The organism is Sphaerothrix gracilis Ecp01 (assembly GCF_030405905.1).
GTDB classification, from domain to species: domain Bacteria; phylum Cyanobacteriota; class Cyanobacteriia; order Phormidesmidales; family Phormidesmidaceae; genus Sphaerothrix; species Sphaerothrix gracilis.
In genome coordinates, this window is the sequence record NZ_JASATW010000013.1 from 81,096 (window position 1) to 105,390 (window position 24,295).

At 52.8% G+C, this 24,295-nt stretch carries 21 protein-coding genes and 1 pseudogene; 14 read left to right on the forward strand and 8 right to left on the reverse strand.

Annotated elements, in window-relative coordinates; translation table 11 throughout:
- The first annotated feature begins 472 nt into the window (after positions 1-472).
- The 3 genes from QJQ48_RS15870 to QJQ48_RS15880 all read left to right on the forward strand — a co-directional run bounded on the left by QJQ48_RS15870 (position 473) and on the right by QJQ48_RS15880 (position 4,266).
- Positions 473-2,047 (forward strand): photosystem II high light acclimation radical SAM protein, encoded by a 1,575-nt coding sequence (locus QJQ48_RS15870; protein ID WP_346292217.1) that lies wholly within the window; start codon positions 473-475, stop codon positions 2,045-2,047.
- 123 nt (positions 2,048-2,170) lie between these two features.
- Positions 2,171-3,562: a DICT sensory domain-containing protein gene (locus QJQ48_RS15875; protein ID WP_346292218.1), complete on the forward strand. Its 1,392-nt coding sequence runs from the start codon at positions 2,171-2,173 to the stop codon at positions 3,560-3,562.
- Between the two features lie 26 nt (positions 3,563-3,588).
- Positions 3,589-4,266 carry a pentapeptide repeat-containing protein gene (locus QJQ48_RS15880; RefSeq protein ID WP_346292219.1) on the forward strand — a complete coding sequence of 226 codons (678 nt, stop codon included), beginning with the start codon at positions 3,589-3,591 and terminating at the stop codon, positions 4,264-4,266.
- 119 nt (positions 4,267-4,385) lie between these two features.
- On the opposite strand, the gene QJQ48_RS15885 is transcribed toward QJQ48_RS15880, so the two are convergent.
- Positions 4,386-5,567 (reverse strand): bifunctional sterol desaturase/short chain dehydrogenase, encoded by a 1,182-nt coding sequence (locus QJQ48_RS15885; protein ID WP_346292220.1) that lies wholly within the window; start codon positions 5,565-5,567, stop codon positions 4,386-4,388.
- Positions 5,568-5,885: 318 nt separating this feature from the next.
- On the opposite strand from QJQ48_RS15885, the gene QJQ48_RS15890 reads away from it, so the two are divergent.
- The 4 genes and pseudogenes from QJQ48_RS15890 (at position 5,886) to QJQ48_RS15905 (ending at position 7,427) form a co-directional block, all read left to right on the forward strand.
- The gene (locus QJQ48_RS15890) at positions 5,886-6,128 is read left to right on the forward strand and encodes a hypothetical protein (RefSeq protein ID WP_346292221.1); all 243 of its coding nucleotides are present in this window, start codon (positions 5,886-5,888) and stop codon (positions 6,126-6,128) included.
- 1 nt (position 6,129) lies between these two features.
- Positions 6,130-6,377, forward strand: a pseudogene (locus QJQ48_RS15895) (HNH endonuclease).
- A gap of 329 nt (positions 6,378-6,706) precedes the next feature.
- Positions 6,707-7,036 (forward strand): DUF2281 domain-containing protein, encoded by a 330-nt coding sequence (locus QJQ48_RS15900; RefSeq protein ID WP_346292222.1) that lies wholly within the window; start codon positions 6,707-6,709, stop codon positions 7,034-7,036.
- Position 7,037: 1 nt separating this feature from the next.
- On the forward strand, positions 7,038-7,427 hold the full coding sequence (locus tag QJQ48_RS15905; protein ID WP_346292223.1) for a type II toxin-antitoxin system VapC family toxin: 390 nt from the start codon (positions 7,038-7,040) through the stop codon (positions 7,425-7,427).
- Between the two features lie 143 nt (positions 7,428-7,570).
- On the opposite strand, the gene QJQ48_RS15910 is transcribed toward QJQ48_RS15905, so the two are convergent.
- Entirely contained in the window at positions 7,571-7,861 is a 291-nt protein-coding gene (locus tag QJQ48_RS15910) for a hypothetical protein (RefSeq protein ID WP_346292224.1), read from the reverse strand.
- 120 nt (positions 7,862-7,981) lie between these two features.
- Here QJQ48_RS15910 and QJQ48_RS15915 point away from each other — a divergent pair, with 120 nt between their 5' ends.
- The gene (locus tag QJQ48_RS15915; protein ID WP_346292225.1) at positions 7,982-8,281 is read left to right on the forward strand and encodes a hypothetical protein; all 300 of its coding nucleotides are present in this window, start codon (positions 7,982-7,984) and stop codon (positions 8,279-8,281) included.
- Between the two features lie 78 nt (positions 8,282-8,359).
- Here QJQ48_RS15915 and QJQ48_RS15920 read toward each other — a convergent pair whose 3' ends face one another.
- Positions 8,360-11,512: an endonuclease/exonuclease/phosphatase family protein gene (locus QJQ48_RS15920; RefSeq protein ID WP_346292226.1), complete on the reverse strand. Its 3,153-nt coding sequence runs from the start codon at positions 11,510-11,512 to the stop codon at positions 8,360-8,362.
- A gap of 776 nt (positions 11,513-12,288) precedes the next feature.
- Here QJQ48_RS15920 and QJQ48_RS15925 point away from each other — a divergent pair.
- Positions 12,289-14,961, forward strand: coding sequence for a DUF3536 domain-containing protein (locus QJQ48_RS15925; protein WP_346292227.1), 2,673 nt, complete (start codon positions 12,289-12,291; stop codon positions 14,959-14,961).
- 61 nt (positions 14,962-15,022) lie between these two features.
- Here QJQ48_RS15925 and QJQ48_RS15930 read toward each other — a convergent pair whose 3' ends face one another.
- Positions 15,023-16,135 (reverse strand): hypothetical protein, encoded by a 1,113-nt coding sequence (locus QJQ48_RS15930; RefSeq protein ID WP_346292228.1) that lies wholly within the window; start codon positions 16,133-16,135, stop codon positions 15,023-15,025.
- A gap of 298 nt (positions 16,136-16,433) precedes the next feature.
- Here QJQ48_RS15930 and QJQ48_RS15935 point away from each other — a divergent pair, with 298 nt between their 5' ends.
- From QJQ48_RS15935 to trxA, 3 genes are all read left to right on the forward strand, one after another.
- Positions 16,434-17,039 (forward strand): TetR/AcrR family transcriptional regulator, encoded by a 606-nt coding sequence (locus QJQ48_RS15935; protein WP_346292229.1) that lies wholly within the window; start codon positions 16,434-16,436, stop codon positions 17,037-17,039.
- Between the two features lie 178 nt (positions 17,040-17,217).
- Positions 17,218-17,874, forward strand: coding sequence for a peroxiredoxin-like family protein (locus tag QJQ48_RS15940; protein WP_346292230.1), 657 nt, complete (start codon positions 17,218-17,220; stop codon positions 17,872-17,874).
- A gap of 68 nt (positions 17,875-17,942) precedes the next feature.
- Positions 17,943-18,290, forward strand: coding sequence for a thioredoxin (trxA, locus tag QJQ48_RS15945; RefSeq protein WP_346292231.1), 348 nt, complete (start codon positions 17,943-17,945; stop codon positions 18,288-18,290).
- 70 nt (positions 18,291-18,360) lie between these two features.
- On the opposite strand, the gene cobA is transcribed toward trxA, so the two are convergent.
- On the reverse strand, positions 18,361-19,884 hold the full coding sequence (gene cobA, locus QJQ48_RS15950; protein WP_346292232.1) for a uroporphyrinogen-III C-methyltransferase: 1,524 nt from the start codon (positions 19,882-19,884) through the stop codon (positions 18,361-18,363).
- Between the two features lie 105 nt (positions 19,885-19,989).
- Entirely contained in the window at positions 19,990-20,121 is a 132-nt protein-coding gene (locus QJQ48_RS15955) for a hypothetical protein (RefSeq protein WP_346292233.1), read from the reverse strand.
- A 290-nt stretch (positions 20,122-20,411) separates the two neighbouring features.
- Between QJQ48_RS15955 and QJQ48_RS15960 the strand changes: the two genes are divergently transcribed.
- The gene (locus QJQ48_RS15960) at positions 20,412-21,890 is read left to right on the forward strand and encodes a catalase (protein WP_346292234.1); all 1,479 of its coding nucleotides are present in this window, start codon (positions 20,412-20,414) and stop codon (positions 21,888-21,890) included.
- A gap of 66 nt (positions 21,891-21,956) precedes the next feature.
- On the opposite strand, the gene QJQ48_RS15965 is transcribed toward QJQ48_RS15960, so the two are convergent.
- Both QJQ48_RS15965 and QJQ48_RS15970 read right to left on the reverse strand, forming a co-directional pair.
- Positions 21,957-23,222: a hypothetical protein gene (locus QJQ48_RS15965; protein WP_346292235.1), complete on the reverse strand. Its 1,266-nt coding sequence runs from the start codon at positions 23,220-23,222 to the stop codon at positions 21,957-21,959.
- 27 nt (positions 23,223-23,249) lie between these two features.
- Positions 23,250-23,690, reverse strand: coding sequence for a CoA-binding protein (locus QJQ48_RS15970; RefSeq protein ID WP_346292236.1), 441 nt, complete (start codon positions 23,688-23,690; stop codon positions 23,250-23,252).
- 110 nt (positions 23,691-23,800) lie between these two features.
- Between QJQ48_RS15970 and QJQ48_RS15975 the strand changes: the two genes are divergently transcribed.
- Positions 23,801-24,238 (forward strand): secondary thiamine-phosphate synthase enzyme YjbQ, encoded by a 438-nt coding sequence (locus QJQ48_RS15975; RefSeq protein WP_346292237.1) that lies wholly within the window; start codon positions 23,801-23,803, stop codon positions 24,236-24,238.
- The last annotated feature ends 57 nt before the right edge of the window (positions 24,239-24,295 follow it).

Here is a 24,295-nt window from a genome sequence, read left to right on the forward strand (position 1 = left end):
GCAAGCAGTAGCGCGACGCAGTGAAATATCCCTCAGTCTCTAGACCGAAAATCTCCTATGTTGAAGAAAAGATTAAATATTAGTTTTTTATACCACATTTTCAAAAGTTTTCGGCTGAATCTGCTCTGATCGGCCTCAAGCCCGCTGAACTTATCCATTACGGCGGCTGGCTAGCCTTTGCTAGCTCAGAAACCTTGAAGAGAGCAACTCACCTGCGATCTCAAAGCCTAATTCCAACTTTTTTTGAGTCAGTCGCTAAAAGTAGGGTTTGCACTTGAGATGTGAGTGTTATCGTAAAGATATATAACTTTATCTGAGAGATTTGGTCGAAATGCTGCGTTTAGCAGCGATCGCGGCCTGAGGGTGAAGTTAAGCGATGTTAGCTGACTTGCTTTTTGATAACGCGCTTGAACAAGTCGGCAAGCAATCGTGCTCGATTTGACGCTGCCTCCAACGGACTTAGGAACTTCCTATGAACGATCGCATCTTATATGTTCGCCTACCGTGCAATCCCATCTTTCCGATTGGTGTTGTCTATTTAGCCGATCATGTTCATAAGCTATTTCCCGCCGTTGAGCAGCGTATCTTTGATTTAGGCACGATTCCACCGCTGGACTACAGCAGGGCTTTAGATGCCTGCATTGATCAATTTCAGCCTTCGCTACTGGTTTTTTCCTGGCGAGACATTCAAATTTATGCTCCAGTGGGCGGTCGGGGCGGCAATCCGCTGCAGCACGCTTTTGAAGTGTTTTATGCTCGTAACCCTTTTGTGAAGCTGCGAGGCGCTTTAGGGGGGCTGCGGGTGACGACGGCCTACTACAGTGAGCTATGGCAAAATTTAGGACTGATCAAGCGCGGCACTAAGCGAGCACGCCGCTATCGCCCTGAAGCCAAAGCCGTGGTGGGCGGCGGAGCCGTCAGCGTCTTCTATGAGCAGCTTGGCGCTATGCTGCCACGAGGCACCATCGTTTCAGTGGGAGAAGGAGAGGCGCTGCTGGAAAAAATGCTGCGGCAGCAAGATTTTCAAGACGAGCGCTGCTATGTCGTCGGCGAAACCACTCCGCGCGATCGCCTAATTCATGAATGGCCGACTCCGATTGAAAAAACGGCCTGCAATTATTCATATATCGAGCAGATTTGGCCTGAGTTTGAGTACTACCTGCAGGAACAAGACTTTTATATCGGCGTGCAGACTAAGCGAGGCTGCCCTCACAACTGCTGCTACTGCGTTTACACGGTGATTGAAGGCAAGCAGGTGCGCATTAATCCAGCCGATGAGGTGGTAGCTGAAATGCGCCAGCTCTATCAGCGCGGCATTCGTAATTTCTGGTTTACTGACGCCCAGTTTATTCCGGCGCGGCGGTTTATTTCCGATGCAGTTGAGCTATTAGAGAAAATTTTGGCGGCTGGCATGGCGGACATTCACTGGGCCGCCTATATTCGAGCTGACAACTTGACGCCAGAGCTGTGCGATCTGATGGTCAAGACCGGCATGAACTATTTCGAGATTGGCATTACTAGCGGCTCGCAAGAGCTGGTGCGGAAAATGCGTATGGGCTACAACCTGCGGACGGTGCTAGAAAACTGCCGCGATCTCAAAAATGCTGGCTTTAACGATCTGGTTTCGGTCAACTATTCATTTAACGTCATTGATGAGCGACCGGAAACAATCCGTCAAACCGTGGCCTATCACCGCGCTTTAGAAGCCGTTTTTGGGCGAGACAAAGTGGAACCGGCTATTTTCTTCATTGGCCTCCAGCCCCATACTCACCTGGAAAACTACGCCTTCGAGCAAAATATGCTGCAGCCGGACTACAACCCGATGAGCGTCATGCCTTGGACAGCTCGGAAGCTGCTGTGGAATCCGCAGCCGCTGGGATCTTTCTTTGGTGAAGTGTGCTTGCAGGCTTGGCGGCAGAATCCCCATGATTTTGGCCGCGAGGTGATGGATATTTTGGAGGAGCGCTTAGGCAAATCGTCTCTAGATGAGGCACTGTCGGCTCCAATAGAGGCAAAGCAGCGGCAGCTAACTGCTGCTTCGAGATAGCTGTAGCAATTTTTAAGACTTGGAGGCGAGGTAAGGTATTACACTTGTTCTATTTATGATGATGGGGATAAGCGATTTCACGGGCGATTTCACGGTGGGTCACAGCAGGTAGAGCGCAAGGTTATGTTAGAGGGATCAATATTACGACAGCTATTTCAGAGCCATCAGGCAGATGCGGCGGAGAAAAGTCCGCTCAACTTCGGCGTGTATTACAAGAACACCCTGGTAGCGCTTTGTCATGCGCTGGAGGACTGTATTTTGGCAATGGGCAGTCAGCCCTTAGTAATTGCCGCTTTTCAGCAGGGTAAATGGTATTTGCAGGAAGCCGATCGCTATGGCGATATTGCCGATCGCGCCAGTCAGATTGCGATTATGGCGGGTACCGATACCGGGTTTCACAGTCATCCTACTAGCCAGCGAGAGAATGTAGCTCTTGTCGATCTTGATCCCGACGATCCGGTTTCCCAAGAGTGGCACCTGATCATCTTTGCGCCCGACTACACGGCAATGGTGCTTTGTCAGGAGCTGTCGGATGAGGACTACGGGCCGCAGGGACGCCCCGACCATGATCTAGAACGCAAATTTTACGGCTTTTGGACATTTGAACCGGATTTAGTACGAGAAACCGTACAGTTGGCGATCGCCCATATTGGCAAGTACCAGCCTGAACTCCAGTCGCAGCTACAACAGCACTACCAGCAAATAGCGCATCAGGTCAGCGAAGTTTCTACCGCCGATGGTCTAGGCAGCGTCGTGTCTCGCGTCGTTGAATATTTACAGTCGAGCCAGGCTTCTCTCTTTGGTACCGAGTCCTTTGACTTTACCGAAGCCCTCAGCTCTAACCTCGTCTCCAACGAGGTGCAGGCTTTCTTGCGCATGGCCCAGCTCGCGGATTTAGCCGACCCCAAAAATCCCTATGCGGCAGCAGAGGTGGCTTCTCTGGCTGAAATGGTAGGTCAGCTAATCGATCTACCGGCTTGGCAGCTACAGCGGCTACGACTGGCCAGTCTGCTGCACCGCATTGCCCCCTTGCCAATGGACTCAACAGCCAGTGATAGCACCGCAGCCCCTAGCTGCCCGCTGGTACCCGGCGCTCAGGTGCTCCGCAAAATGCCGCGTCTACGAGCCGTTGCCGAAATTATCACTCACCAGACCGAGTGGTGGGACGGCTCAGGGCCACCGGCTCATCTCAGCGGCGATCGCATTCCGTTAGAGTCCCGTATTTTGGGGCTGGTAGCGGCTTTTCAAGAGCGAGTAGCCAATCCGGCAGATACCCATTCTGCGGACACTGAAGCCGACGTAAACGAAAGATTTTCGGCAGCACTGCGCACCTGTCAGGCCGAACAGGGAGTTCGCTGGGATCCCAAGCTAACTGAAATATTGGGGCTAATCGTACGAGGGCTGCAGCAGGGACTGAGCCTGCCCAGCATTCCTACCAAAATCACGATGGGAGCCGGGCTGCTGCACCCCGACACCAATCCTGTCTCTGATCTAGCTCAGTCAACCTCATCATAGATTTTTTAACCCGCGTGACCTTGTTTATGGATATCGATTCAATTCGTTCCGGCCAACTAACTCAGCTGGCGGGCGCTAACTTAGATGATGAAAACCTTTCAGGACTTGACTTAGCTGGGATTCACCTAGCGGGCGCGAGCTTGATAGGGGTTGATTTTAGCCACACGACTCTGGCCCAGGCTCATTTAGAGGGCGCTAACCTGATGGGGGCACAGCTCATGAGTGCTGACCTGCGGGCTAACCTGTGGGGGGCCAACCTGATGCAGAGCGATTTAAGCGGCGCTGATTTGCGGGGGGCCAACCTGCGCGGCGTCAATCTTATGGGGGCAAGGCTATCCGGGGCTAGCTTGGCCGGTGCTTTTCTCAGCGGCGTCAACCTAATGGGAGTTGATTTGCAGCGGGTTGACCTGCGCGGAGCCGACCTGCGGGGAGCCAACCTGAGCGACGCCAATCTCTACGGCGCGGATTTGAGTCGGGCCGAGCTGCAGGGGACTCTGTTTAATAATGCCAACCTAGAAGAAGCTGATCTACGCGGCGCAACCCTGTCTGGCGCTTCGCTTACAGGTGCTAACCTGCTGTGTGCGGACTTGGGCGGCGCAATTTTAGAAGGTGTGATCTTAACCGGAGCCTGCCTGGTGGGAGCTAACCTGCCTCAGAATCGAGGCGACTTTGCCTTTCAGACCGATGAAGCTGCTCGCCCATAGTCAAAAAAAGCCCTCGTCTTCAGTCAGAAAACGAGGGTCTGTATATGCTCCCCAAGGAGTGTGTTGAACGGCTGATTGCCAAGAGAAAGTATTTCTGACCGTCAGCACCTATGCAGTTTTTACGGCTGACTTTTAGAAAATAGTCTGAAATAAAGCGACTGACTCGTTTCCTTCAGCGGAAAAAGCAGATAGGTCAGCGGATTAATCGTCACAATCATGTTGCGGACGTTGCGCTTAGCCAGCGCCACTACCATTTTGGCAACCCAGGCAGCCGACATAACGCCAATAGGATTGAGATTACTCTTAAACGGGCCTAAAATCACTTTGCGAATGACGCAGGGGGCATCAAGGCGACGCATCGTCACCAAGTCGCCCAAAAGTCGCTTAGAAACTTCGTAGAGAGGGCTGAAAGCCGGGTTAACCTCAGCTTCTGAGGTATTGACCCAAATTTCCTTATTGGCCCGCTGAGCTGAGGTTTCTACCGTTGTCATAAACACTTCTGCAAGCTTCCAGGCCGACAGGGCATTGACCTGTAATGAAGCTTCGATCGCGGCTGCCGAGCGATCGCCATGCACGTTCAAGCCATGATTGATTACCAAAATATCGACTTTGCTCAGAGCCGCCTGAAGCTGACTTTCTTGCCCCGGCTGCCAGTACAAAACCTTGAGTTCTGGATCCCAATTTGCTTTGGGAGATGTGGTGATGGCAATGGGCTTGGCCCCCTGCCGCGCCAGTTCGGTAATCAGGGCCTGACCCAACGTGCCAGAAGCACCGGTAATAGCAATTACTTTTCCTTTCAGGGACACGGCTGAGCCTACTAGCTTGTCTAGCAAAGTAAAGTATCCCGCATAGTAAGCATTAGTGTCATCAAAATGGTGCCGCCAGTGATAGGTGCGATTCACTATCCAATTGCTAGGCGTTTCCGTCAGCGGGCCAGGTTCGTGGGTCAGGTCGCTCAGCAGCAACCAGCCCTGGGATCGCGCCACCGCCGCGCCCAAGAAGCCAGCCCCATAGAGAAACCCTAACCAAAGACCGGGCTGACCGCTGGCGATCGCCAGTCCTGCCAGCATTGCCATCATGAACAGCGATTCGGGCACATCGTTGTAGAGCTGGGCTTTGGCGTACAGTTGCGGGCTGATGGGGGTAAAGTCGCGCTTGTAAGCCTTATGGTGCCAGTTGTGCAGCCGCTGCAGCGGTGCCCAATAGTGGCTGACCAAATGATAGACATCTCGAATCATTTCAGCAATGACAATTGAGGCAAGTCCCCAAAGCCCTTGAAAAACCAGCGAACTCAAATCCATCTAGCGTGGCCTCTATGACTAAAACGGTGTGCAGACTGCGATCGCTATTATGAAGTGACGTTAATTATTATTGCGGAAAAGCTGCTGAGCTTAAAGGCGATTGCGGTTAATCTAAAGCGCTTGGAGTAGTTTGGCCTAGCAATTGTCTGCACTGAAAACAGACTCACCCAACTGGCGATCCACCCAATCAGTTCAGGCGACCTAGCTCTAGCTGTGCTGCTAAAAACGCAGCGAGCTGTATCTACCCAGTCATCTTATGGAGTCTAGATAATGGAGATAGGTCATTAGAAAACTTCCCGCCCACTACGTAGGTGAACGATGAACGCTCAGCTTATGATTCAGCCCTCTACTTTTATTGATTCGGGCATTCAGGTGAAGTCGGTTCGGGGCGCATATCTGTTCAAGTTCAGCGATGACTTGCAAGAACGGTTAGAAACCCTCAACAAGAAGCAGAGAGCAGCTAATCTCACCTCGGAGGAATCGGTAGAACTAACTGGCATTCTCGAACTCGACCGAATTTTCACCTTGCTAAACGCAAAAATTATTGCTGAGTCTGTTTAGGATGGCGATTTCTAGAGAGCTACGCCAGCAAGTTCGGGAACGAGCTAAGTTTCTATGCGAATACTGTCATTCTTCTGAAGAAGCGAGTGCGGCCCGCTTTGAGATTGATCATATCCAGCCGCGATCGCTGGGTAGCTTCGCCTTGACCTGAACGACCAAGCTCATAATGACGGGGCTATTGTCAGAGCACGACGTTTTTGGATTCAAGGCGGTTGGCATCCACCTTCAGCAGATCCAGTGGATTCGTAATATTCAGAGGCGCGATCGCGGTTAATCTAGAGCACTTAAAGTGGTTTAGTTTAGCGGTCGTGAAACGGTTCCAGAGGAGCATCACCCGCCTCAAAAAGGGCCAAACTTACTAGCAGTCCACCGAATCAGCTCAAGTAGCATAAGCAAGCTTACCGCTCGCCCCTTTCCTGAAAACGCTCAACCAGCAAATGCCCAATACCATAGAGCCTCAAGGCGAGGCATGATGTAACTGTGAGCCGTAATCCCCAAATTCCCGGTACAAAAACAACGTCTTCATTCAAATCGGAATCGCTGTCATGTTTTTAGTCAAAGTACAGGAGGCGTAGTCAATGGCTGTTGACGCAGAACTTTTAGAAATCCTAACTCAGATGCCGAAATCTCTTCAGCAAGAGGTTCTACATTACGCCAGGTATCTCAACGAAAAATACTTACAAGCCTATACGACAGAAGAGAGGCCGAAGAAACGACGATTAGCAGGCTCGATAAAAGGAACTTTTAGGCTACCATTGCCGGAAGACTTTGATACGTCCGTGGAACTACTTGATGCTGAGCAGAAAGCTGCCCTCGAAAAGAAGTATGGCTACGGCAGCTTAGCTGGAAAAATTACAATGTCCGATGATTTTGATGATCCCTTAGAAGACTTAAAGGACTATATGTAACATGGCGTTTCTCCTAGACACTCATGTTGTTCTCTGGCACACATCAAAGGATCCCAATTTAAGTCAAAGAGCCAAAGAGATAGTCGATGCCAAGTCAGATTTATTTTTCAGCGTGGCAAGTCTTTGGGAAATAGTCATCAAGATAAGTATTGGCAGACTTCAGCTTGATTGCTCTTTGAAGAGTTTATTGGATCGTATCTCGGTTATCAGAGCTGAAATTATCCCCATCGAGATTGAGAGTCTAGAAATCTACCTAAATTTACCGCTTTACCCTAATCATCGGGATCCATTTGATCGCATTTTAGTTGCCCAAGCAGTGGATTACTCGCTAGATATTGTGAGCCGTGATGACAAATTTGATTTGTATCCGATTCAGCGGGTGTGGACATGAGCAAGACAAAAATTTACTACTCTATGCAGCAAGATGAGTAGACCAACGAAGAAGAACTGGAGTGGATTGCTTTGACATTCATGAAACGGCTCCAGAGGAGCATCGCTCGCGAAGAAAATGACCCTGCTTACTGTCAGTGCGCTCTACTTGACTTGAATACCCCTGGCTGCCCAGAATTCAATCCGTTCTTGCTGGGCTTTCTTGATTTCTGCTTGTCTAATGGCTTCGTTCTGCTCAAGTGAGGTCCGAATCACGGAGATGTAAACAACGGCCAGCGCTAGCCGATTCCAGTTGGGCTGATTGAGCGTGTAGAGAATGCCGCCTGCTAGCACTGTCCAGCCCACCGGGCCTAAAACTAGCGCGATCGCCTGACTCATGCCCATATAGATCGCAAACGGCAGCGTAATGCCGATGGCGCTAGTTAACCCGCCCAAGAGCTACGATCCCCATCCAAAGCAAGAGACACTTATACCTGTTTTATCCCGACAGAGGGAATCGGCCCGCTAGCCCTAATCGTTACGCTGAAGTCATAAATAGTAATAGAGGAACTCTTTATGGCAGAAGAACAAAATCGCAACGTCCCAGGCGATCCGGAAGCGGCTGGCTTTGGTAAAGGCGCACCTGGCAGTCAGCAAGCTGCCTCAACCGCTCAGACCACTGCCGTAAACCCTCCTGATATGGAAATTCCGGCCAATACGGACACGGCTGAGAATGTGCAGGATATAAAAGCCGTTGACAAGCAAGAAGAAGGCACCGGCATGTCTACCACTGGCGGCTACAGAATTGACGAGTCTGGTCGTTTAGACAACTACGCGGTCGAGCCGCCGATGCGAGTTGAAGGCGAGGACGAATAGAGCGATCGCCCATTTGGAAAAATCCCTGATCTCAGCGAGATCAGGGATTTTTATATTGCTCAAGTTGCTGCAGGTCGTCTATTCAACCGAGCGGTGAGTCATAAAAACGTCTTCTAGCTGAGCAAAAAGATTATTCCTAAAGCCAGCCAGGAGATCTTCACCCATCAGCATAGGCGTTGAAGCAAAAGCCGCGCCTAAGAACATTTGCTTAGCTGCAAATGACGCTTGGAAACTGTCCTCAAAGGACTCAGCTAAGTGCTGCCAGCGACCGCCATGCAGTAACTCATCCTCTGCGTCGTCATCTTCATCTCCCTGTCCATCGGTAATGGCCTCGAAATCAAATCGGGCCAACAGCGGATCGTGATCGCTAGCGCGACCGGGGGTTTCCGCAAACTCGACATTGACGTGAACAATGTCAAACTGAGAGCCACCCAGTAGGGTATCGCTGACCAAAATATGATCTAGGGACTGAGAATTGCCCTGGAAAATGAAGCTATAGCGCTCATCCGCTGGTAGGGTATCGGTGAGGTTGGTCAGCGGCCCACCTAAGATGTCTTCCACTGGAGAAATAAACTCAAACTCGTTGAGATCTCCCAGCACAATAGTCTTAGCATCGGGATTGCTGATCAAGTTGTTTTGGCTGAGATAGTCAACTACTGCCTGGGCTTGGGCTTGGCGCTCATCAAGGCTGCCGTTGACGGTGTGATCTTCCTGCAAGTCTGCGGCAGGCTGAATTTGCCCAAATAGGGGAGCGCTGCCGCCCTTGGAGGAGAAGTGATTGTTTACCACTGTGACAGTTTCGCCCTGAAACTCAAAGAAGCCAACCAGCGGCAGGCGCGTATCAAAGAAGGGATTATCTGGATTGGTCTGCTGATCTTGGGGATCAACCACCGTTTGGATTGATCCAGCGAAGGGATCGGTAAGCTGGGGATCGCCCGCTAGATCAACCCGATCGGGATTATAGAGAAAAGCGGTGCGAATATTGCCACCAGGCTGGCCGCCACTGGTGTCATCGCCAATGAAGGGATTATCCACAAACTCGTAGGTGGGGCCACCAGCAGCAGCGATCGCGTCTACCAGGCGCTGCAGCGTTTCGTCGGCAGAGACAATATCGCTATTGACCGAACCGTCGTTGTCCTGAATTTCCTGCAGGGCAACAATATCTGGAGTCTTGAGATTATTGACAATCTGCTGGGCGATCGCCTCAAACCGCCCGTCTGCGACATCGGTGTCGCCATCTTGATCGTTGGGATCTAGGTTGAGGACGTTGTAGCTAGCCACTGTGAGGCTGTCTTCGACCGGGGTGAGCGAGCTGACTTCAGGCTGTAAACCAGAAGGCTGAATATTTTGAGTGAAGTCCTCCGTCACCAGCACTTCAAAATTACCGAAGCTGTAGCTGACGACGCCGGTGATATCTCCTAAAGCCGCGCCCGTATCCACGGTTTCATAAGCACTGGCTAAATCTAAAATGCCAGAATCTTCCTGAATCTGAATTCGCTCTGGATTGTAGTCGTCTGGCGCAATGTTAAGCGTGCCGCGATCGCTGATCCCGGTGGCATCGGCCCCCTGATTCGCCACGGTGAAGATTTCGCCAAAGCGGTTGGTGCCGCTGACGGCCACGGCATCTTCTACCGTCACCCGCATCCCTTCAACGCTTTCGTAAAAATCAATGCCGTCGGTATTCGGTTCGTAAACGCCGGCGCCTGCTAAAACGTTATAAAAGCTGCCGTCGTCATCAATAATTTGACTGGGAGGAACCCGGCCGCTGCGACCTAAAATCACCGCATCCGGCAGGGCATTGCCGCTAGAGAGGATTGTGATCTCTGGGCTGCCGCTAATTTGCGTAATTGACAGATTGCCTGTGCCAGCGCCGCCCGGAATAAATTCGCTGACGGCCCCTTCAATCTGCACCTCGTCACCAGCCATGACGCTGGGTCGTCCGCCCGTGAAAACAAACAGCGCGTCGGAGGTGGCCTCGCTGCCGTCCCCGGCGGGATCTTGTACGTAGAAGCCGTTAGAGTCTACCGCCGTGACGATGCCGCTGGTCAGCACCCGCTCCCCTACCAGCTCAGAAACCTGCCCAGCCCCCTGAATTTCATAGATAGCAGCCGCTAAAGGTGGTAGGTCGCTCTCGGTCACCTGCGCATTCACCGCCCCCGGCGTGTTGAATGCCTCACCCAGTTCTGGCGTACCTGCATTGCCATCGATCCCGGCTAGGTCAAAGTCGTTGCGCACCCAGTCATCAGCCGTATCAGTGTCTACGCCATTGGGAATGCGAGACGCGCCCCCGACCGTGAAGTTATTCAAGCCGTCGAAGCCCTGAGCCAAAACGGTTTCGGCGTAAGTGCGATCGCCACCGTCTCCGTCACTCACTGCGACTGAATCAACAACGCGATCCCAAGGCGTCATGTCGGCGACACCGTCATCATCTAGATCCAAATCGTCACCCACGCTGCCTGAAAAGTTCTCAACCAGCAGCAGGGTCACAGTGCCGTTTTCGTAGGTGTTGCTTTGGAAGCCTGTAGTTGAGAAGCCGCTGCCGTCGGTAGTGCCGACTGAGAACACGCTGTCGATGGTGCCAGGCGCTGTGCTATCCCCTTCAATCTGCAAAACGCTAAAGCTGGAATAGTCTGTGTTGGCATCGCCAAAAACTTCAACAAACTCTCGGTTGTCGCTGCCTGTGTGATTGAAGACAAATTCATTGATTACGGGATCGGCGGGGCCGCTGGCAGCGCCAAAGGTTTGGCCTGAGTTAAAAGCACCGGGCGTCTCAGCCGCCGGAGCGCTCCAGGTAAAGTCGCTGTCCTGAGTCCCTGATCCCGCTAGCTGCAGGGAGAAGCCCACAGGCGTTGAGGAGCCTTCACTTACGCCAATGTCAGTGCTGGTAAGTCCGGCGGCTGGCCCGCTGGCGGCTGTGAAGCTGCCTTCGTAGCTGAGAAACTGGACGACGCTGCCGCCAGCATCAATTAGGGCAATACCGTCAGGAGAGCCATTTTGAATGCCATTGCTAGGATAGTTAATCACGACAGTGCCAAAGCCGCCACCCTGGTCGGGAATGATGCCGCTTAGCGTCTCGGTATTATAGGGACTGCGCTGGCTGGCGGTGCCGTTGTAGAGGACTAAGCTCCAGCCCGTCAGGTCAATGCCAGCAGGCCCAGCAATTTCAATAAATTCACCGACATCGGTGCCTGAATTATCGTAGTGAATCTCGTTGATAAATACGGTTGCCATTGTGCCTCAGAACATAGGTGAGAAAGCAATACTCGAATGTCATCCCTGACAAAATTAGTGGCCAGGTCGTGGGGAACGCTCAGCCGCCGAGAACCAAGGATATGGGGCCAAACAGGTTGTTCGGTTAGCGACAAAGCCAGTACTGAAAGCCGCGATCGCGCTTAAACATCCAGCGCAGTTATCAAGGACTGCCCTCAGCCAGATGTATTGAGCTGAACAGAAATAAGCCAAGCATTGACTTACGCTGCTCGTAAAACGCTAATTTCCAGTACTTCCACCGAATTACCGTCCCAGACACAGGTAAAGCTGGCGTAAAGAGGTGTTTAAGAACTGCTTTCCCTTTACAACAGCTTTAACCTTTAGAAATTGGCTTGATTGAATCTTCTAAATTCAGCGTGACGAAGCGGCTGGTAATGCTCATCTTTCCTAAGCCCGTCCGCCCAGTCTGCCCAGGATCTCAGTCTCAGGCGGGCGAGCAATATCCGCCCATGCCCTGACAGAAACAGCGATCGCTCTATCGACTGACAGAGAGAAATTAAATAAAAATAAAGCTACTGTTAATTAGCGTGACATCGGCTTACGTCTTGTGTACTGAGCGTTCGCTGCTTGATATCCTCTGATCCCCCCGATATTCTAGAAACAGCAACCTCGCTATACTGCTGAAGCAAGTTTTCTAAATTTTTACAGCTATTTTTGACGCTTGAGCGATCGCTACAGCCGCTCTTTGCACAGCGTCATGACCGTCAAGTAATCTGCTCTTTCAAAATTAAATCTGCATGTCTCATACACCTAATTCTCCGGCGATCACTCCTCCTGTTCAGACTCAAACGCCTTCAGAGGAAACCTGGCAGACCAGTCCTACAGGCATTTATATCTGTGTTCACGGTCATTTCTATCAGCCGCCACGAGAGAATCCCTATCTAGATGCGATCGAGCGTCAGCCCAGCGCGGCTCCGGCTCACGACTGGAATGAGCGCATTCTGCATGAGTGCTATCGGCCTAATGCTTTTGCCCGCATTCTTAACGCTCAGGGTGAAGTCACCTGCATCGTCAACAACTACGAGTACATCAGCTTCAACATTGGCCCAACCCTGATGAGCTGGCTGGAGCGCCATGACCTAGAAACCTATCAGCGCATCTTGGAAGCCGATCGCAAGAGCTGTCTGCGCTTCAACGGACACGGCAACGCGATCGCCCAGGTCTACAACCACATCATTTTGCCCTTAGCCAACGAACCGGATAAGTACACCCAGATTCGCTGGGGCAAGGCTGACTTTCGTTCTCGCTTTGGCCGCGATCCCGAAGGAATGTGGCTGGCGGAAACGGCAGTAGACTATCCAACCCTAGAGGCCCTTGCGGACGAGGATATTCGCTTCATCATTCTGGCTCCCTCCCAGGCCCAACGCTGCCGGGTGATGGGCTATGGCGATCGCCCACCGGAAGAATGGCATGAGGTCGGCGGCGGCCAGATTGATCCCACTCGGCCCTATCGCTGTTTCCTCAATCGTCCGGCTAAGCCTGGCAAGCGGAATTACGTTGATATCTTTTTCTATGACGGCCCAATTTCCAGGGATATGGGCTTCAATGAAGTACTCAATACAGCCCAGCACTTTGTCGGGCGTTTAGGACAAGCGGTGCGCGGGGATCACCGTCCGGCCCAGCTAATCTCAGTGGCGACTGACGGAGAAACCTTCGGCCACCATCGCGGCGGCGCTGAGAAAACCTTGGCCTATGCCGTTACGACAGAACTGCCCCAGCACGGCTGGATGGTGACGAACTACGCCTACTATCTCACCCTGAATCCGCCCACCTGGGAGGTGGAGCTAAAGCCAGTCACGGCCTGGAGCTGCTCCCACGGCGTTGATCGCTGGCAAGATGACTGCAGCTGTGGCGGCGGCGGCGAATGGCATCAGCAGTGGCGGCGTCCTCTCAGACAGGCTTTGAACTGGTTACGGGATCAGCTAGCTGAGGTGTTTGAATCGGCGGGCAGTAAGTTTTTTCAAGATCCCTGGCAGGCTCGTGATGCCTATGTGCAGGTGATTCGCGATCGCAGTCCGGAAAATATTGAGCGCTTTATCAGCGCCTATCAAAAGCGATCGCTAAAGACGACTGAAGCTTGCGATGCCCTGCGACTGCTGGAAATGCAGCGCCATGCGCTACTGATGTATACGAGCTGCGGCTGGTTTTTTGAAGAGCTATCCCGGCCTGAAGGCACTCAGCTTTTACGCTATGCAGCTAGGGCTATTGAGCTAGCTGGGGAAGTCACCGGCCTGCAGCTAGAAGCTGAGTTCATGGAGCGCTTAGCGGACGCGCCTAGTAATGTCAGCTACTTTAAGGACGGTGCTGGCGTCTATCGCCATTTGGCGATCCCCTCCCGCGTCACCCTGGAGCAGGTAGCGGCTCACTATGCCATCAGCTCTCTGTTTACCACCTATCACCGCGAACAGCGGATCTACTGCTACAGCATTCACCAAGCTGACTATCAGCGTCAGCGGATGGGGCCGTTAACCCTAGCCATTGGACAGCTCGAAATTGTCTCTGAAATTACCCGTGAAAAAGCTAGCCTCGCCTTCGCGGTGTTGCACATTGGCGGATGGGATTTCCACTGCTGTATTCGTCGCTTTCGAGGACGGCTGGACTACAGCAATGCCAAAGCCAAGCTGTTTGAAGTGCTGAGTCAGGCCAGCGCTGCCCAGACCGTGTTGGCCCTAAATCGGCTGTTTGGGGATCAGGCGTATAGTCTGCAGGATCTGTTCGCGGAAGAACGGCATCGCATCATGCAGTTACTTAGCCAGGAAAATCTAGAACGCTTAGACCAGCTTTATACGCAGGTTTACCGCGACAACTACGGCATTTTGATGGCGTTCCACCGCGATCGCCTGCCTGTGCCTCAAGAGCTTCAGGTAGCGGCGGAAATTGCCTTGAGCAATCGCGCGCTTAAATCTCTCAGACGGCTAGAACAGGAGGCAAGCGATCCCAATCTCCATCCTTTGCAAGTGGGGCTGAGTCATATAGCTGAATTGGAGGCGATCGCGACAGAAGCCAGCCACTTCAGCTGTCAGCTCAACCTGTCGGGCGCAAAGGCAACCCTAGAACGCCTGCTGCTCAGCGGCCTATGGCAGCTCCTACAAAACGGCCAGCCCGATACAGTCGATGACGATATTCTCTGGCTGAAGCGACTGGTTGAACTGGGTGAGCGGCTCAATCTGGGGCTATCGCTCGATCGGGCGCAAGAGCTGTACTATCAGTTCCTGCAGACGCTCGCGGCTAATCAGCCAGAATCTCCCAGTGGAACAGGGATATCCTCTCGCCAGAGCGATGCTGGGGCAGCACAGCCAATGACCGTTGCTCAACTGCTGATTCTGGGACAACAGTTAGCGGTTGATGTTGAAACATCGATGACTCAGCTACTTGCCCAATCACAAACCCAGCCGTTAGAAGTTAGCTAGGTTTAAGTAAAGGGGGGGCAGAAGCAGTAGGGACACGGTATGCTGTGCCCCTACTGTTTTGCTATCGATAGCTGACGTTGCGATAAACTACCCGAGCATCAAACCCTCGACCTCTTAAGTCAAACATTTGGGCAAAGGCTGAGTTGCGGTTGGTAAAAGAACCCGCATTTACAAAGTTGCCTTGGCGAGAGCGATCGAGGTAAGCCTGAGGATAGATTGGCAGGATGCGATTGAGCGTTGTTTGATTGCCGGGAACAGCAACTACATAAGCATCCACTAAGCTGGTGGTTCGCGGATCGGGGATGGATCCCCCCGGAGAAGTTACCGTTCGCCCCGTAGCTTCAGTCGATAGAAGTTCACCTGTACTTTGACGGACAACATCTAACTGAGTTTGCCCTCGCGGACTAATACGCAGATAGTAAGCGGCTGGAACGCCGTTAAATGTACCGTTGCTCAAATAAGTTGTCCAATCTTGAAATTCTCCCGTTGTGGGAATAGCCTGCGCAGGACGACCATTGAGAATCTGTCTTTCAAATCTACCGTCATAGACATTCATAAAAACGCCATCTGTGCGCTCCAACACCCGCGCCGTGTAACGGCTGCCGCGATGCAGCGCCAGCGTCTCTAGCTCATCGGGAGCTACCCGATCAATGCCTGGAATATTGGCGGTTACGCGGTTAGTACGCTCGCTCTCTCGCACGTCTCCGTCGGCATCTATAATCTGCAGCTCTGCTAAATTTCTGCCTAGCACCGACGCAATATAAGCAATTCCTCCATCCCGGGAACTGCTGCTGAGATAGCGAACAGGTTCTCCTTCCCGCCGAGGTAGGGCGGTTGCCGGGACGCCGTTTTGTTCCTGAATGCCTGTGCGCTGGTTGAAGACATTCATAAACAGTCCTGCGGCACCGCGATCTAAAACGCGCACAGCATAGTCATCCGTTTGGAAAAAGACTAGGGTGCTGCCTTCAAGCTGGGCTAGCTGAATAACCTCACTTTCTGGCGCGATCGCCGTCTCTTCTTCTAGCTCAGACTGATTCAAGCTGGAGAAAGAGTCAGCATTGCTGGCCTCAACCGGGAGGGTGAGGCTTACGGAAGCTAGGGCTAGGAGGATGCCCCATAACTGGGTCGCTGTTTTGGAATGGCGAGTTAACGTACTGAGTTGAACAGAAGTCATGGGTATCGCTCCAGAAGTAGATCAAGCGCTAGTCAAATAGCTGAGGACTGAGCCGCTAAGAGTCAATATCAAAGCTGTAAAACAAGTAAATCTCAGGGGGCAGTCGGAATGCAGTAAGACGTATTTATAAAAATCTCAAGAGTAATTACGCTTTTTATTCAAGTCATATCGGCAATTTTACTGAAAAAAACTCTCTCATCGCCCAAAAACTTTAAGTTTCAGCAGTATTGGGCTGTTTTAAGAAATTGAACGTCTGTTCCAAAATTGCTATAAGGGAAGAACAGGAAATCTAAACACCATGCCTCGCCAAAAGGAGTTCGATCGCGATGAAGTGCTAGAGAAAGCGATGACCGTTTTCTGGCGGCAGGGTTATGAGGCCACGTCCGTGCAGGACTTAGTTGAGGCAATGGGGATCAATCGCGGGAGTCTCTACGATACCTTCCAGGACAAACACAGCCTATTTCTGGCGGCGATCGCCCACTACCAGATCACCGTCGTCAAGCCTATCCTAGCGCCGCTGTTAGCGCCGGATGCCGCTCGGCAGGCGATCGTGGATCATTTTTATGGCCTAGCAGAGCGATCGGCGGCTGACTTAGACCGTCAGGGCTGTCTGATGACCAACGCAATGGTGGAACGGGGTGCCCACGATGACGCGGTTACTCAGCAGGCCAAAGCGACCCTACAGCAGATTGAGGCCGCTTTCTATCAGGCGCTGCAGCGGGCCAAGGCTAAGGAAGAGATTGCTGCCAATCAGGATCTGCGGGCGATCGCCCAGTATTTTGCCTGTGCCCTACAAGGACTGCGCGTCGTTGCCAAGATCAACCCCGATCCCCAGTATTTGCGTCAGACTGCCGAGCTGATTTTGGCCGTTCTGCAGCCTCAGCCAGAAACAGCCCAGAAATAGCTAGGCCAACTGCTTAAACCCAGCGGAATCTGGCCAAATTCTCAGCTTGTTTTAATCTCATTTTGGAATGATCGTTTCAAAATAGAATCAGTACAGCCACAGCCTGTCTTTTATTTTTCGCCATTTTGGAACAAACGTTCTAAAATGAGTATTTTTCCACACTAGTGAGGTATTCAATATGAGCTTGACCCAGGACTTAGCTAACTTTGCTGCCCAGATACAGGCGCAGATGCCCGATGAAGTCAAAGGCAAAATGGCCCAGGCGCTGACTGAGCTGCAAGCCAGCGATATTGCAGACAACAGCCTCAAAGCAGGCGATCGCGTTCCCAACTTCAGCCTGCCGAATGCAGTCGGCCAGACCGTTAGCATCCAAGACCTGCTGCAGACCGGCCCGGTAGTCATTTCTTTTTACCGAGGTAGCTGGTGTCCCTACTGCAATTTAGAGCTGAAGGCGCTGCAGCAGGCTCTCCCCGAAATTGAGGCGCAAGGCGCTAGCCTAGTGGCTATTTCACCTCAAACCCCTGACAGCTCCCTGCCTACTGCCGAAAAGCACGACCTCAGCTTTGAGGTGCTGAGCGATGTGGGCAATCAAGTCGCCAGAGAATTTGGCCTGGTCTTTGCCCTGCCCGCTTATCTGCGGCCTATTTACGAAAACTTTGGCATTGACCTGCCTGCCCATAACGGTGATGAAACCTTTGAGCTGCCCGTTCCGGCTACCTATGTGGTTCGAACTGACGGCACCATCGTTCAGGCCTATATCAACGTGGACTACACCCAGCGCCAAGATCCGGCGGAGATTGTGGCCGGGCTGAAAGACCTGTCGGTAGCAGTTTGATGAAAATTTTAGATTTGGCTGATTGTGTTTTCCCTAAATTAGACGTTTAACCACACGAGGAAATTAGGATGACGGACAAAGTGTTAACTCTAACCACTGACAACTTTGAAACAGCGGTGCTTAACAGCGATCGCCCGGTGGTTGTAGACTTTTGGGCTCCCTGGTGCGGCCCCTGCCGGATTATGAATCCGGTGATTGAGGCGATCGCCGCCGAGTTTGATGGCCTAGCAACGGTGGGCAAGGTCAACATTGACGAGCAGCCAGAACTGGCGCAGCGCTATATGATTGAGGCAATCCCGACGCTGCTGTTTTTCAATCAGGGACAGCTTGCGGGCCGGCAAGCGGGCGTTGTCACCCAGGAAATCATTGCGGCAGAGCTGAATAAACTGGTTGAGCAACCTCAGGCTATTCGCTAAATTTTTGCCCTAATTTGGGATAATTATTCAACTTTTCTAGAGATGCGCCCGTTCGTATCTCTAGATTTTTTTAGGACTGAGCCCAGCGCTCTATGGCCTGAGTTAGGCCCTCCAGGGTGTATTCTTCAGCTTCCACATCCACCCGGCCTAGCAAATCGCGGCAGGCGCTAGAGGTTTGGGGGCCAATGGAGGCGATGCAGACGTTTTTGAGTAATGCTGGCCAGCGATCGCCCAGGGCCTGCTGCCAAAGCTGGCAGGCATGGCGCACCGTCTTAGAACTGGCAAACGTAACCACCTCAATCTCCTGCTGCTGTAGGGCCGCAGCGATGGTGGGATCGACGCCTGCCGGACAGCCCGTTTCGTAGGCCGCAACTTCTACCACCTCAGCCCCCTGAGACGTTAGCTCTTTAACCAATACCTCACGCCCGCCGCTCTCCACTCTGGGGAATAGCAGCTTCAGCCCGGCTACAGGCTCTGGAAAAGCCGCGACTAGCGAGTCGGCTACGTAGTCCGGTGGGATGAAGTCTGGTTGGAGGCCATGCTGTTTCAGGACGGCGGCTGTCTTTTTACCCACAACGGCAATTTTGAGGTGAGCCAGGGAGCGGGCATCTTTGCCGTGGTGATTTAGCCGCTGCCAAAAGTAGCTGACCGCATTAGCAGAGGTGAGAATAAGCCAATCGAAACTAGATAGATGGGCGATCGCCCGGTCTAAATCAGCCCAGCTAGCGGGAGGCCGAATTTCTAGGGCAGGCATTTCTAGCACCCTAGCGCCTGCGGCTGTCAGCAGGTCACTGAACTGGCTTGACTGCCCGGATGAGCGGGTGACTAACACGGTTTTGCCCGCTAGCGATCGCGGCGAGACGGCTGCAGGGGACACCTTCATCTGCAAAAACTCCCGTAACCTGACCACTTCTCCAATGACCATAACGCAGGGAGACAGCTTTTCCCCCTTAGTGAGCTGCGCAATATTGAGCAGCGTTCCCTGCCAAATCTGCTGCTGCGGCTGACTGGCCCAGCGGATTAGGGCAATGGGGGTTTCCTGGCGCATGCCGTGGCTTATGAGCTGATGGGTAATTTCTCCGAGCGATCGCGTTCCCATCAAAATCACCAGGGTTTCTAACCCGGCCAGCAGCTCCCAGTTGTGCAAGTCTAAATCGTGCCCGGTTAATACCGCGAAGCTGTGGCTTAAGACCGGATCGGTGAGGGGGATACCGGCTAGCAGGGGAGCCGCTAGCGCCGAGGAAATGCCGGGTACTAACTCGAAGGCGCAGCCAGCTTCCTGGAGCGCCTGAATTTCCTGCTGGGTGCGACCAAAAATGAACGGATCGCCGCTTTTGAGCCGCAGAACCTGCTTGCCCCGCTGGCACTGCCGGACTAAAAGCTGATTAATCTCTGCCTGGGGCGTACTGGGGCGACCGCCGCGCTTGCCAACATCAAACTGCTGACAGGTGGAGGGAATTAGCGATCGCAGCTCTGCACTTACCAGAGCATCATGCACCAGTACCTCAGCCTGTTGCAAAAGCTGCTGACCGCGCACTGTGAGATATGCCGCTAAACCGGGGCCTGCCCCCACTAGGTAAACTTTACCGCTCACTGCAACGCCTAATCGAGATTTTAATTCATGATAAGGCCGATCAGCAGTCGAAAAAAGCGCCTTCCACAGAAAGCGCTTCAACCCAATCTTTGAGCGAGGCTAGATCTACTGTTCTTTTTTAGAAGACTGATTTTCTACTTCCTTACCAGCGGTTTCTTCGATCTTATCGACCGCTCTTTCAATTCTTTCTTCGTTCTTTTCGGCAAAAGACTTTTCTTTTTTCTGTTCGTTAGCCATAGTAATTATTCTCCTCGCTGAAACCAATAATTTTTTCAGCGTTTTATTTCTGTCTGTTTAATGTAGTTAATTACTGCGGCAAGTTTATCTCTCAGCAGAGTGACTTCCGCAAGTCGCTTGTCTGCCTTAAGAGATATCTCGTTTTTACTCAAAGTTGTTTTGTTGAAAGGCTCAGAAACGCGTCTATCTCAAGAGCTATTGTTCTCTGCTCGAAGGTTAGATGTTGAACTTTGATAGCCGCACTACAGTGCTTTCTATAGGCGCTTATATATCAAAGCGAGGACATAATTTTGGCCGAAAAAGATAACACCTTAACTAACGCTGCTGGCATTCCCGTGCCCAGCAATGAAGTTTCTAAATCAGTGGGTAGGCGGGGGCCGCTGCTGCTGGAAGACTATACGCTGATTGAAAAAATGGCTCACTTCAACCGTGAGCGGATTCCAGAGCGGGTAGTTCACGCCGTTGGTTCAGGGGCCTATGGTACCTTCACCGTCACAGATGACATCACCCATCTGACGAAGGCCAAGCTGTTTTCAGAAGTTGGCAAAGAAACCGAAGTTTTTGTCCGTTTCTCAACGGTAGCTAAGTCTAAGGGCGGCTCGGATATCTACCGCGACCTGCGGGGCTTTTCCATCAAGCTGTACACCGAAGACGGCAACTGGGACCTAGTGGGTAACAATACGCCCATTTTCTTCGTGCGCGATCCGATGAAGTTTATGGACTTTATCCGATCGCAGAAGGAACATCCCCAGCAGCACTGGCGGCAGCATGAAATGTGGTGGGATTTTTGGTCGCTTTCGCCAGAAAGTCTACACCAGGTCATGTGGCTCATGGGCGATCGCGGCGCACCGATGGGCTGGCGACACATGAACGGCTATGGCAGCCATACCTTTAGCCTGATCAATGCTAATGAAGAGCGAATCTGGGTGAAATTCCACTTCAAAACCAATCAGGGCATCAAAAACTTTACCGAGGCCGAGTGGATGCACATGCAGGGCATCGAACCCCGCTGGGCCACCAAAGATCTCTACAACGCCATCGATCAGGGCAACTACCCGTCCTGGACAATGCACATCCAAACTATGACGGATGAACAGGCCGCGAATTTCCCCTGGAATCCGTTCGACCTGACCAAAATCTGGCCCCACGACGATTTTCCGCTCCAGCGGGTCGGCAAGCTAGAGCTAAACCGCAACCCAGAGAACTACTTTGCCGAAGTAGAGCAGGCAGCTTTCTCTCCCGGTAACGTCGTGCCCGGTGTGTCTTGGTCGCCCGATCGCATGTTGCAGGCTCGGATCATCTCCTACGCCGACACTCACCGCTACCGCCTCGGCGTCAACTACGACACCATTCCGGTAAACCAGCCTCACGCCACCAAAGCTAACACCCCCTACCGCGATGGCTTTATGCGGGTAGACGGCAACAACGGCGGGCGCGCTAACTACCACCCCACCCATCACGAGTATCCCAAAGCAGACGAACGGGCCAAAGCGCCGCCGTACCATGTGGAAGGACTGGCCGATCGCATTGAGCTAGACGAAGAAGACTACTTCGATCAGTGCAAAATGTTCTACAACATGCTGGATCAGGGCGAAAAAGATCGCCTAGTTCATAACATTGCAGGCAGCTTAGGTCGCTGTATGCAGCCCATTCAGGAGCGACAGATTGCCCTGTTCCGCCAGGTAGATGGCGCCTTTGCCGATCGCGTGGTTGAAGCGATCGCCAATACCGAACCGCCTAAGCCCGAACCCAAACCCGCCACCGTTTAATTTCAAGCGGCCTAATTGTGTAGGGGGTGTGGCCTGCCGTACCCCTACAAGGACGTATCGGCGGCGTCAATCGCTATCGTCAGACGATGTTTGCAGCACCGACCAGGGAATATCTGGGCGGTTGGCCAACTGCTGGGCGATCGCCGCTGCGCCATAGCGATTGAGGTGGCTGGGGTCAGCAAAGTAGCCATTCTGAGTCGGCCACTGCTGTACGAGGTCGATGAGGCCGAAATCTAGGGCCTGGCTTTGCTGCTGCAAATAGGTTTGAAACTGGCGCTCTCGCCGTAAGCGAGCCGAGTCTAAATAGTCCTGAGTTAGCGGCAGGTTGATGAAGAACAGCGGTATATCCTGCGATCGCGCAAAATTGGCAAAGGAGGTCAGCGATCGCGTTTGCAGACCATCTAAGCTAAAGCGGGTATAGTCCGCATCGTACTGACCGGCGATGCGGGGAAACTGCTGATAGTAGGTGCTGGGATTGAAGCGCTGCTCTACGGGAAAAAAGCCGTAGGCATCAAGAGGCTGGGTCGGCGTCAGGAGGCGATCGCTGTCCTTGAAGCTGGGTTTTTCTCCGGCTAAAAAGGCCTGATAGCCCGGTGAGTCTAAGACCCCGGCAAAAGTGCGATCGACCCGGCTGCTGTTAAAAGAGCGCGAGCCACCAGCCCACAGAATGAGTTCAGGCAGTTGCTCAGGGGTTAATAACCGCTGCACCAGGAAATTGACGACCTGAGCCGTTGCCCCGTTGACGCCTAAATTAAACACTTTGGGATCCGAGAATCCTTGTTGGGCAAGCGCCTGCTGTAGCGCCTGCGGATCCACGCCTTGCAGAGCGCGAGAACTGCCCACAATCAGCACGTCCGGTACCCCCACGGCGGCAATGTAGGAGAGATAGCCCGCTAGCTGTTCATCTAAAATGTCGCTGCCCAGGGTAGGAAAAACGGCGGGAACTGTCCCTGCTGCTTTTGCCTGAGCGGCTTGGAGGTGGCGCAAAAATTCATCGGCTTTGCGCTGGGCGAATAGCCGCTGTGGGTCAGAGCGGGGTACCGACTGCATTAATGTCATCGCCTCAGCCCACTGGCTCATGGCCACGCTCCAGTCTTGGGGCGTCTGGGCCGTTTGGGTCGTAGCGCTAGCCTGCTCTGCCATATTCAGAGCCGCTTGCAGCACGCTGTCTGAGGGCGTGATTTCGGCAGGAATTGGCGCGGTTTCTAGTTTGGGAAAAGTTGCCGCCGGGGCTGAAGCTAACAAAAGCTGAAGCAGCCAGCCACCTACGACCAGTCCTAGACTGCTGAAAAAGATCAAAAACCAGCGCGGCAGCGAGAAGTTACGAAACATAGGAACACCAGCCAGCAAACAAACAGGCTAACGAGTAGAAGGCGATCGCCCAGATAGACCCAAACGTAAATACTCAATTTTGATGCAGGCATCTGTAACCACGACCAGTCCGGCCTCAGCCGCCCGCTGAGCCGCCCCTTCATGGTGAATGCCAAGCTGCGCCCAGAGAGCCTTAGCCCCAACAGCGATCGCATCCTCGACGATCCCTGGCAGGTGCTCTGAGCGACGAAAAACATTGACCAAGTCAACCGCAGCGGGTACTTCGGCCAGAGAGCGATAGCAAGGCAGGCCGTCAATTTCCGACCTGCCTGGATTGACCGGATAGATCTGGTAGCCCACCTGCCGTAGAAACTGCGCAATCTGATAGCTGGGGCGCTCAGGCTTATGAGAGTGACCCACCACTGCGATCGCCTGAACGCTCTCTAACAGCGATCGCATTTGGGCATCAGCGGGTTGCAGCAGGGGCATCATTAGCCTCCCCTCAAACAGCTAGACCTCGCCGCGATATCTACGGCCATACTCACTATTTTAGAAGCAATTCCTCCGTAAACTGGGAAGGCTTACCACTGAAAACGCCCATGTCAATTCAGCACCAGGTTCTAGAGTTGTCTACGGATGAAGCCATCGGACTCTACAATCTCACCCCCCAAGTTCAAGCCTTCGTCACCGCAAGCGGTGTGCAAAACGGCCAGGTTTTAGTCTTTTCACGCCACACCACCACCGCTCTAGCCGTCAACGAATATGAAGAACGGCTGCTGGCCGACATCAAAACCTACCTGCGCAAGCTCGCCCCACCAGGCGATCGCTACTTGCACAACGACCTGCACCTGCGAGATGTTCCCCCTGACGAACCCATCAATGCCCATTCTCACCTGATGGCTATTACCCTGCACAACAGCGAACTTATCCCCATCGTCGCCGGTCAACTCGCCCTGGGCACCTACCAGTCCATCCTCCTCTGTGAACTCGACGGCCCCCGCCAGCGCACCGTATTTGTGCAAGTTTCAGGAGAATAATCTTTTTCGCCTGTAGAAATAGCAAAGCACGCCATCTCGCCTAGGCTGAAAATCTCA